General features: G+C 45.2%; 2 protein-coding genes (1 of these 2 cut by a window edge). Both read left to right on the top strand.

Annotation, left to right across the window (positions count from 1 at the left end):
• On the top strand, nt 1-11,269 hold the end of the coding sequence (locus Pan161_RS07265; RefSeq protein WP_145225442.1) for a Calx-beta domain-containing protein. It extends 17,174 nt beyond the left edge of the window; the window shows 11,269 of its 28,443 coding nt (coding positions 17,175-28,443); its start codon lies off the left edge, out of view; the stop codon is at nt 11,267-11,269.
• On the top strand, nt 11,269-12,585 hold the full coding sequence (locus tag Pan161_RS30930) for a polymorphic toxin-type HINT domain-containing protein (RefSeq protein WP_232103651.1): 1,317 nt from the start codon (nt 11,269-11,271) through the stop codon (nt 12,583-12,585). The genes Pan161_RS07265 and Pan161_RS30930 overlap by 1 nt, the downstream gene beginning before the upstream one ends.

The raw sequence follows: 12,585 nt of genomic DNA, 5'->3' as shown, positions 1-12,585 counted from the left end.
ACTTCGAAATGAAATACTCGAAGTATTACGGCAGATTGACCAGTATAAAGCAGATCTGGCAGATTCGCAGCAGGTACCCGAATCGGTTGTGACAGTCCGCATTGACGATGTGACTCAATCGGAAGAAGGTACGTTCGAGTTTACAGTCACTTTGGATAAAGCAGCGGAAAAAGACATTTCCGTCCTGGCTTCCATAGAGTTCAGTTCCGCGACTGCTGCCGACTTTGCCACTCAAGAATCGCAACGGATCATCATTCCTGCCGGAGAAACTTCAGCAACTTTCACCATCGATGTTCTCGATGATACCAATGTTGAAGACACGGAGGTCTTCAAAGTGGCGCTCTCTGATGCATTTTATGGCGCTGATGAGAACTCCAGACAGGTACAGATCTCTGTGGATGCCGGAGTGGGAACAGGAACCATTGAAGACAATGATGTCGCAGGAGTGAGTATTTCTGACACCACTGTGATCGAAGGAAGCACTGCCTCTGTTATCATCTCGCTTACAAATCCAGTCAGTCGTGATGTGACGGTCAAGCTGAGTGTTAGTCCTGACTCTGCATCTGCCGCAGATTATGAAACAGTTCCTTCGGAAGTGATCATTCCTGCCGGTCAGACTTCTGTGAGCTTCGAAATCAAAACCAATCTCGATAATGATGTAGAGAATGATTCGGGAGACGAATCATTTCAAATCAGTATCACCGAAGCTTATATCGACGACGGCCAGGGCAGGGAAGATGTTGAGATTAACAAAGGGTCTGCAGTCATAACGATTTCTGATTTCAAACTCGAATTAAGCATCAGTTCAGTCACCGCGGAAGAAGGGGGAGTTTTTACGTTCGTCGTTTCACTGAATCAACAAGTACCCGAATCAGAGACGATTTCAGTGAAGGTGGAAACAAAATCGGGGGGAGATTTCGGTACTGCTACTGTCGGAGAAGACTATACGGCTCTGAGTGAGGAACTCGTATTTAATGCGGGTGAACAATCTAAAACGGTAACAGTTATTGTGAATGATGACAACGTCGTGGAAGGCGACGAAACATTTACAGTTGAGCTATCTGAGGCAAAACTGACTGGAGATTTAAAACCTGAATTATTGAGCGATGAATACTCATCAGCAACCCCTACGATTCTGAATGACGACAAGTACATCGTTTCCATCTCGAATGAACGAATTGAGGAAGATCAAACGATGACCTTCACAATCTCACTCGATCAAGCGGCTGATAAAGATGTGATTCTGTATGCAAGCACGCAGGCGACAGGAACCGGCTATGGATTTGCAGCTCTTGAGGAAGATTTCGACCCGATTGTGAATGAGAAAATCACGATCGTCAAAGGGGATACATCGGTCAATCTCCCTGTGCCATTGGGCTTGAATGATTTTGCGGAAGGAGATGAAACATTTCAGCTGGTCATCACGGGAGCCGAGTACGGTACGGAAGAGGGAGCTGCATTGGGCGCTCAATATGTTGATTTATCCAATGCGGTCGGAATCGGCACAATAGAAGATTTCGTGCAAACGATCAGGATCAGCGATGCAACAGCCCAGGAGGGAGGAGTACTGACATTTACAGTTTCCCTGGATCGAGCGTCATTAGTACCGATTCTGGTGAAAGCAGATCTGGTCTCTGGGTATGCCAGCAGTTCAGAGTATGGAACGATCAATGGTGTTAACGAAGCTGGAATGATCGAGTTTGCAGTCGATCAGTATACCGGGAAGACAGCACTGACCAAAACGATCACAGTGAATACATTCGATGACAATATCGTTGAAGAAGATGAAACGTTTGGGATCGAGCTCTCGAATGCTCAGTACGACAAGTCTGTTAATTTAGTATCTGCACTGAATATCGAGGATAGTGTCGGCATTGGCACGATCATCAATAATGACAGTGTTGCGATCACTCTAAATGAGGGAGTGCAAAATGAGGATGGTACTGTCAGTTTTGAAATTAAACTTGATAATGCCGCCAGTGAATCCATAACGGTTATCGCGAATACTAGCGGTTCCGATCTGATCAATGCTCTCCTTGATCGAGAGATCGTCATCCCCGCCGGAGCCATCTCTAAGGTGGTCACGATTTCATTGTCCGAAACTGAGTCTTTGCCTAATGATGTTACCTTTACACTCGAAATTTCCAGTCCACAGTTTAATGGACATGATGCCGGAGACTTTTTATCGATTACTAAAGATTCTGCAACTGGTACATTTCTTAAAGGCACTGTCAGCACCGGGGGAGACAAAGGAAAAAGTGTAACTACTTCTATTACGGGAATCACGGATAGCGATTTTCATGTGTCCCATGCTGGGATTACGACATTCACTCCATTTGGAGAAGCCGGGGCTTCTTCTGCGGATGAATACTATCTTGCCTTTTCTGGTGCAGCAAGTGGCACCACTTCGCTGGCTTTGAAATATGGTACATTAACGATCAATCAGGATGAATTAACTGTAACGTATACCCCCGATGATAATCTGACTTCACGGACAACCGGGGAGATACTGCAACCCGAGTATGATGGAAATGACAATCTCATCCGTTTTATCGGAGAAGAAGCATTCGTTCTGTCACTCTTTATCAAAAATTCCGATGGTTCAGGTCTGCCAGCTTTTGTTCGCGACCGTAGTCTTACTCTGGCTGTGACTAATACATTACCGGTTTTTCTTGGCAGCCGTCTCCATGATGATCTGGTGAATGAAAGCGACCAGGACTTAGCAACGGCGATTCAAAACGCAATCAAAATTTATTCTGGTGGGGACTACATTGTCGATATTTCGAAATATTTCTATGACCCGGATGGGGACGAAATCACTATAGAAGGAATTCGACTTTTCGGAGCTCCGGAAGCTGATGCTGGTACAGCAATGGAAGTCGAATTAGGTAACTGGAGTCAGGATGGGACTTATTTTGAGCGTGCGCGTTACCTGAATGTAGAAGTCATTGATGAGTCAAAGTTACGTTTCTTCAATGATTTAAAAGAGACCGACAATGATACAGAAGGAACTCCCGGTATTTACAGCGCTACTGCATTGACAAAGTCGTTTCTAATCACTGTGTCGGATGGACAGACAGTGACAGACGGGGTTTTAAATAATAATGGACAGCAAGATTTATTAATTTCTACAAGATCCGTGGGTAAACCGATTCCCGAGACTCACCTCGATCAATCTTTTGCGGTAACTGTAACACGTCATTTAACTCAAGACGAGAATGCTACAGAGGCTGAAAAATTTACAGTAGATAATTCCAAGTGGTCTCTTGATGCAGCGGCGCGAACATCCAGAAAAGGTTCCAGCGACTACCAGGATGTTGGTGGAGTTTCGGTCGATCTGAATCGAGGGACTTTTCTGGTTGGACATGATCTTGCACTGGATGGGGCAGGGGTCCCATCTGAGAATATGATCCCGGGTCTTGTTTATGATTCAGGCACAGTCAATCCACGTCCTGTAATTCAAGCTGTTGTAAAACGTAAAGCAGACCAGCCTGTCCCGGTATCTATAACAGCGACCCTGTCCTGGATCGATCATCAAAATAATCAGGACAAAGTGGTCGTTTCGACAAAAACTTACACCATTGCCGCAAATTCTGTTTCCAAAGACGAGGATTCCAATTATACGATTGCAATTCAGCCAGATACTTCACCACTGGTGACAGGTGTGTATGGATGGGAGCTTGAACTGGAGTTTGAATTTGCTGATGCCAAAGAGAAAAACCTGAAACTGCAACAAAGTGGTGCTGTTCCAGTAGTGGTTAATGAAACAGTCAAACAAACTGATTACGCAAGTGAAGGTAGAGTAAAGCAGCCGACAGATGCGATTTTCGGAAATGGCTGGTCACTGGCAGGCATTCCCACTCTGTTTATTGACGAACATGGCAATACGCAAACTGCAGATGACCGGATCATTCTCAGTTTTCCAGGCAGTACACCTCAAGTATTTCGACCGACGAATGCGAATCCAAAACGCTTTGATTATGGAGAGCAGCAATTTACATCCGTGGATGTTTATTCTCGTTTTGCCGCCATAGATCAAGTCAATGGTTTCGGGGCTTCTTCCTCACAATGGAGTAATCTCGGTTTCGGTTCTGATTCTGATCCAGGGGAATTTGGCACACTCGAAACAATCGATGGTGGGAATAAAATTGTCTATACCGATGTGTCTGGCACCCGCTATACCTTTACCCGATACAATATCACATCGAGTGTCAAAGACTATAAAGTCTATCGCATCACAAGTGTGGAGTCTTATGTCCAGGCGAACTCCAGTTCCGTTGAAGGCCTGGTCTTCGGACGTGATGCGAATGGTTTGCTAAAGACCATCAAGGCTTCTGATAAGACCACCTTCAAACTCGATTATGGTGGAACTGATCATGTTCAAACAATAACCGCCTTTGATGGTCGTGTGATTGAATTCAAATATGCAGATCACAATCTTGAGCAAATCAAGGAAGTCAATGGATTTAATTCAGGCGCTCCCGCAAGTTTAAGCTCGCTTGCAGATGCTCAGTTAACAGTACCGGATCGTATTCATCAGTTTGAATATCTGTCTGACGGATTATTAACGAAAGAGGAATGGTATTCCGGTTCTGTTACTGATATCAACCTGGAGCGAACCACCCGTTATGAGTATGAGACATCAACGACTCAGGATAAAGATGAGCATGATATCGTCTCGGGAACACTCAACAAAATTATCTACGGAAATTCTAATGATGGTGAAATCATTTACGACATCAAAGCTGTTGCTCAAGCAGGATTGAATGAAAATGCGACTACACTCATTACAAAAGACGATTTGATTGCCTCTGTCACGGTCGAAGAATCAGATCTGGAAAAATATGTGGCAGACACAAAAAGTGGCACTCCTAATACGGGTAAATCCATCACGAAATATGAATTCGATACAAACGGTCAACTGGTTCGTAGAGAAGAACTGTTTAACGAAACCTCACTTCGAGAAGAAAAATGGTCTTACGATCATGTGGGATCAGTTAAAACCTACACCGACCCTTTCGGACACATGACGTATTATAGTTACGACTACGAAATTCCTGCTTTCTATAAGAATAGTGACAGTGACAAGAGTGATGAGAAAGATCCTTCTCCGCGCTACGATCGTGATGACTACAGAGGCAATGTTGTAGAGATTAATAACAATGATGGTAAGACGATCTTTGAATATGAAACAGATGACGAAGAAGAGAACGCAGTAGGAACGTTGTTAAGAACAGTTAATTATGCAGGGGTGGAGACGGTTTACACGCGTGATTCAAACGGCATGCTCACATCCACTTCGATTCACGGCGATAAGTATACCTATACTGAAAAATATAAATATTATGACAGCACCGATGGTGTACTTGAAGGATTACTTAAGAAGTACACCGACACATTGGGGCTGGAAACATACTATATCTATACGACAATCAACGGCGTCATGGACCGCCAGGTGGATAAGATTAAGACTGTTGATACTGTAACCGGGCAGACAGACTCCACAAAGTATTCTTACGACACTTACGGTAATCTGGCAAAAGTCGAGACCTATTACGGGGACGATGCTTACTTACTTTCGACGACCTTTAACACCTATGACAAAACCGGAAATCTGCGTGACACGATCATCAAGGATCGTACATCCAAAATCCTCTCCCATCAGCAATTTAGCTATGATGCATATGGAGCTCTCACAGCAATCGTTAACGCGGATGGTATCGCAACAATCAATGCTTACGATACACGTGGCTTGCTGAAACAGACGATCGATGCGAAAGGTGAAACGTATAAGTCACATTATTTAAATACCAGTCTGGCAATTCAACAAGTCACGAACTACAAATATTACGCAAGTGGCGCCCTGAAAAGTGTTGCAGTCAATAATGAGAACTCCGAGGGGACCGTTCAAAAATTCTATTATGATCCCGAAAATCACCAGCAATGGATTTATACAAAAGAGAATCAGGCTCAAGCACAAGTTACGCAAATCACAACAGATGAATTCGGACGTACTGACATAGAAAAAGACCTGCTGACAGGCCTTGAAACCGAATATCAGTATGACGAACAGCAGAGCAACTTAGTCACTCAAATGAAGACGCAAGTCAAGCTCAATAAAGATGGATCTGAGGGATCCATCGATATGCGCTATCGCTATGACAACCGTGGCAATCTGATTTATGAAAATCAGCAGGGAGCAAATACCACAGCCTCGATCAAGACGTATGATAAGTTGGGCAATCTGATCGAGTCTGGTCTCGCAGATCCACATGGCGCCAAGTATGAATATGTCACCAATTCAGCGGGGCAGGTTACAGAACAGATAGGGCACCGGTGGACTTACGACGCCACCACGGAAAGCTGGTCCGAGAAGATCTATACTACCAGTTATGAGTATGATCAACGCGGTCGGCTCGTGAAAGTCGTTGATCCAATCGCCGCCGAGAGCGATACCGACATTGATTACCCTGCAACTTTCGTCTTCGACTATGACACAGCGGAACAGAAACTCCGCGTCACCTCTACCTCCCGAACGGGAATCGTCACCATTCAATGGTTCGACGCTTTAGGGCGGGTGGTCAAGGATCAGAATGCATATGGTGGAATAACAACTTATACCTATGACGATGTCGGTAATCTCAAGCATGAACGATTCACTCCTGCCCAAAATGATCAAGATGCCACTGTTCGCAATACGGAATACCATTACGATGGGCTGGGACGTCTAAGAGCAGTGGAGTATCAGAATTTATTGGGAATTGCACAATACTATTCCGCGATCGATTATTTCAACCCCGGTCAAAACAAGACTACTGTCGATAATGTGCAGCATTATTGGGTATCAGCTTCTTTTGAGGCTCTCACCCCCACGGAATATGCCAGCACTGCAGAGCCGACAAAAGCAACCCTCACAGGACAAAACGCTGAAGGGAGCCAGGTGCTCCAAAGCCCCAAAGGGAAACCGGATGACCCGGGAGATTTAATCACCACGATCAAAACAATCTATAACAGCGATTCCACATATCAGGTAGAGATCACCACCCCCAGTGGCGATGTCAATTCCCAGGAGACACGTACGACAACCGCTCTATACAACGCACTCGGCTGGGTCTTATCCACGACGGATACCGATGGTGATCAGCTCGTGACAAATGAGTACAACACGCTGGGACAGGTCGTTCAAAGTACAAATGGGTTAGGTCAGGTGTCCACATACACTTATACCTCCCTGCACGGACTGGTGGAAACGGTTACTACAGTCGCAGGTACCTCAGAATTTAAATATGATTCTGCGGGTAATCGAACCTATCAAAAAAATGTAGACAGTGATATTGAAACCTGGACCTATGATATATTGAATCGGGTGCTATTGGAAATCGCGACTATCGATACCTTTAATTCTTATGGCTCTCCCGAAGGTCCAGGTCAAGTCGTGCGCTCCTGGGAATATCACGGAAATGATATTGTTTATGTGAATTTTAATGGAGAGGAAGTCTATTACGACATTGATTTAATCCATCGCCAAAAACGAGAAATCTGGGATGGCTTGCTCTATGCCACTTATTTATTTAATTCAGCTGGAGAGATAATTTCTGCAGATACCGCAGATAATGTTTCTGATATTCAGTTGACCTATAACGACCTTGGTAGAGTTATTAAAAGAGAAACGGTTCTCTTCAGTAATGAAGTCACTAATGATATAGGCTTTGATTATAAAGGCTCTACAATTCGTGAAACTTATCAGTATAACGATAGCGGCATCCGAAAGAATTATACGATTGAACTTGACGCTACCGATAATATTGGTTTCACGAATTCTTATGTTATCGATAACGGTAATCGTATCATTTCTATGACGCAGTCAAGTTATATGAATCCATCTAAAAAAACTCAAAAATCAAATAAAGCAGTTTCCTTTAAGTACACCCGTGATGGACAGATCCAGGAGGTAAATGGTACTCAGGATATCGTAAATAACATCTCTGGTCCAAAGGCATCTATCTTGACCAATTATGCGTATGAGAAAGATGGTAAACTCAGTGCCGTTATTAATTCTTATGCTTTTATAAAAGCAGGTACTACTGCCCCATTCACAGTATCAAAAATTTCAGACTATTTTCTGCAGTATCGAAATGGCCAAGCTGACAGTACATCGCAAACAATACACTTTGATGAACAACTTTCAGGAGTGAAGACTTCATTTTTTGGAGGTTCACTTCTTACGACTTCATTCAGATTTGATGATCAAAATCAACTTGAAACAGTGAGTCCCAATCAGTCATTGAGTTCTGCTACTAATACAGCCTTCGAATACGAAAAAGGAAATATTGTGTATAGTGCAGAAACCAAAATTGGTTTACGTGACAGGGTTCATAGCGATAAGTTGTACGATTATGAATACGATAATGAAGGCAGAATAATTAAACGTATCTTTAGATCTCAGTACGATATTGTGCTGGATGCAAAAGTATCAAATTCAAGTTCAGAGTGGGTAAATGCAAACTTTACACTCAATGATACATTTGATAATTCAATTAGCGAAGTGGAAGATGCGCATGCTGTTAATGGATCTCAGATTGTCTGGTATGATAAATTGACGGTCAATGATACTGCAACATTTACGATTGAAGATTTAGATTCAGGAGAGTACGAGATTTATGTTACTTGGGTCCCAATTAGTAATGGTGCCACAGCAGGAGAGTATTTTACAGTTAACGGAGAAAAAATCGAGAAATTTTCGATCGATTTCACAAAGCCTGTCTACCATAATCTTCTACCAGAAAATCCTGATTATAAGAATCAACATTTTCTTACAGAAGATGGAGTGGACTGGATATGTCTTAATACTGTGCGACCTGATTCTTCTGGGAAAATTACTGTTCAGGTTGGAGGAACTTCCTTCTATGGCGGTGCCTATCTTGCATTAGATGCTATCAGACTTCGACGTATTGACATTGTCCGAGATGTTTTTGCAGCAGGTAAGACAGAGCAAACTATTGAATTTAATTCCAGCAAACCACAAAACGTGGAGTTGACAGGGAACAGGTGGGATGATTTTTACAATTCTGGATCGAATCAGTGGTATCGCAGAAGTACTACTGGCGGATCAACTAGTACAAACAGCGTAGAACCAGTTGCAACTTACACATTTCGTTATATTCCAGGGGGGCAATATCAAATCTTTGCGGATTGGCAAGGGGGAGTAAATGAAGGCGCTATTTATGTAATTAAAGAAGGGGGGCAAATCCTTGCGAGTGTCTATGCCGATCAAAGTACAGGAAATGGAATCTTTAAGGAACATTTCATTGCTGAAATCACTTCAACTTCTGGGTGGCTTACAATTGAAATTCATGTTCCTGGAGGTAAGCAGGCGATTGCCTCAAATATCAAAATTGTTCGTCTCGATACACCACCTGTTACTGAATACGATTGGGATTATCGCGGGCGTCTGACTTCAGTGATGTATAAAAATTCTGATGCTGGACCTGTTATTAAGCAAGTAAACTATTTTTATAACGCCTTCGATCAACGAGTCGGCCAGCAAGTAAAAACGCTCATCGATGATAACCTGGTTCAGACTAGCTTTAATTCCTACACTTACGATGGAAATGAACTTGTTCTGCAACTTGGCGATAATACAAAGGGCTTTTTGATCTCACCGTTTGGTCAGACACTTGCAGTTGATTCTCTTATCAAACCTAAGTCAGAAGCAGATGGTGATACCTCTCTAGAAACATATTGGGCTGTTTATGATTATCAAGGAAGCGCCATTTTTTGGTATCCTCTGTACTTCGAGCTAGATGGCCCGATTCCAGATAATTTAGTGTATTCTCCAACTCCCGATGAGTATTTCTATTCGACACACGGTGTCGTTTCTATTGTGAATCAAGGTGATTCACATTTTATACTACCCGCCATATTTCGGGGAAATCACTATGATGATGAAACAGGTATGTATTTCGTTGGCAACCGAGCTTATGACCCACACTTTAAACGTTACCTGACAGAGCATGTCGCTGGTTTAGACGCAGGAAATTTATACTCATTTGCAGTGAACGCGCCAGTTACTCCTAATATTCCTGGTGTACCCGAAAGCTACACAACAAATGACCCTGTAGAGAATCCTGTTCTGTCATCATTCAGTTATAAGACAGTCGGATGGCTGGTTGGTGACGATGTATATTTCAATGGGAGTTATACGGAAATTGCCCTTCGAGCTGCATTAACGCCACTTGAAGTTGTTGGTCTGGTTGATCCATTTGGTATTTCTGATTTCCTGGTTGGTACAGCTTACCTGGCATTAGGCGAAAACAAATTGGCAGCAATATCCTATGCAGGAATTGCAATTCCTTTTGGGTTTGAGAAATTAGGAAAAATTGCTGTCATTGCTGCCAGAGCCGCTGATCATATTCCAGTAAGCCAACTTGCCAAAAGTATCGATAATGTACCTACAACTCAAGTTGTTAACGCTACATCCCAACCGAAACTTGTCGATCAGATTCTCAATCCACTGGAATGTTTTGTCGCGAATACTCCTGTGATGAGAAGTCTTGAATCTGATACCAGGCTGCTGGTGGAGGCCCCTGTTGCCACCAGTGAGGAAGAAAACTGGACGACCATCTGGCTCGTGGGGGGAATCGCCGGGTTGATTACGTTGAAGCAACTCACGAATCGCAAAGAGAAACAGTTCAAACGGAAAGCAACTCCCCGCGCGTTCGAACCGGATGCGTGGCTGGAACAAAACGACTGGACGCGTCTGATCCCTGTCCCTGAAAAAACACATCAAGAAGCGGAATGGGATCTGTCTGCAGACGACATTGACGGTATCTGCCAGGAACTCCTGATGGGCAGCGAACGTCGCTCCAGTTTCGCTGCGACGCGGCCCCGGCAGTTACCCGTTCGAGAGACAGCGTTGCCAGCTCGGGAGAAGACAAATCCAGTTCGGAAGGGTGAGAGAGCGATTGTGCCGAAACAAAACCAGCCGGTGATCGCAGGTGACTCCAAACATGTGGAGAAAAAATCGCTCTTAAAATCAGTCCTGCAGAAAATGGTTTTCTTTACACTGACTCTGCTCGCCGGGTTCTGTCTGTGGAAGATGGCTCCTGTAATCACGAGTCAGAAAACGCCGAATGAGACTCTCCCCGTCAATGAAGCCACTGGTCTGTCCATCTCGCTGCCTGCTGCGAACGTACCCGTCGACGAGCAACCACCGCCCGAGGAAGAAAACGCCTTCCTTTCTCCGCAGCAGAAAGGAGGTGATGTCTGATGCCATTAATCCAAAAAAGACAACCCGCCAGCTTTGGTTTCACTCGCAAACTATTGATCTTCAGCTGCTTCCTGTTCACCGGTTTCTGCTTCTGGAAAGCGGGGACGGGGTTGATTGGTGGTGTGGATACTGAGATTCTGCCCTCGGCACAGGCGGCAATGAGTCCTTCCTTCTCACCGCCGCGGGTGGTGACGACGCCGATTCAACAGATGCGACCGGGGATGCGGATTGTCGGTCGGAATCCGCTGCGCATTCAAACAGAACCGACAATCGATCCGACGCCGGAAGGGTGGCGGCTGATTTCGGTACGCATGCTGAAAGAAGATGGCACTTACTTCGAAGCAGAACTGCTGCGTCCCTTAAGCTGGATTTATCGACACCACGCGCAGCCAGGGGCGGTCATTCAGCTCAACATGCCGGAAATGTATGTGGTGGGGGCGGCGGAAGTGCTCTCGATATCGGACTGTCCGCCCATCGATCCGGGTGACGGACCGGTGGTCATCTCCACATTTAAAAACGTTTCGCACAACGTCCTGAATCTTTATGTGGAAGGGGAAACCGAGCCGATCGGCGTGACCGCCGGACATCCGATCTGGAGCGAAGACCGCCAGGCGTTTGTGCATACGGACCAGTTACAGCCCGGCGAACGTTTGCGTTCTGCGGTCGGTAAGACAGTCCGCATCACCTCAATCGAAATCCGTGCGGGACCGGAACCGGTTTACAACCTGGAAATTGCCGGCGAACACGTCTACAGCGTTACTGGTTCCGGTTTGCTGGTGCACAATACGGGGCAGTGCAATCCTGATTTGTATGTGTTCGATGAGGGTAGCAGAAGTGCCAGGTTAGTAACCTCAAGGGAGATAAATGCCCCAACAAGGCAAAACATTCCGAATAGCCTCCTCGACGACATTGTTGGCGATGCCAACCGTGTAGCTTCGCCGGGAGGGGCAATCACAGATGCCCAGCGCACGGCACTCCGTCAGAATCTTCCCGTTGTTCAACGTCGGTCGGCATTTCAGAACCGTGTGCTTCGCAGCGAGTTCACACGAGATCAATCTCGCCACATTGCGGACTGGGAGCGAATGACAGGACGGACGTGGCCGGAAGGGGCGACTCCTCACCATGTCATTCCGCTTGAAAGCGGCGGTGCGAATGCGTGGTGGAACCTGATGCCAACTCACGGCAGGCTCCCCAATCACTCGTTGCCGGGTATTCCTGGGCCACACGCCGCTGGCGGTGTACTGCGTGACACAATTCAGCAAGGTCGGCGTGCGTTACCTCCGGGGACAACCACTGACTTGAGGAGACCACAGTGA

Origin of the sequence: Gimesia algae, from assembly GCF_007746795.1 — a bacterium.
Lineage (GTDB): Bacteria > Planctomycetota > Planctomycetia > Planctomycetales > Planctomycetaceae > Gimesia > Gimesia algae.
The sequence above is the reverse complement of the archived record's forward strand: the minus strand, read 5'-3'. Positions and strand labels throughout refer to the sequence as shown.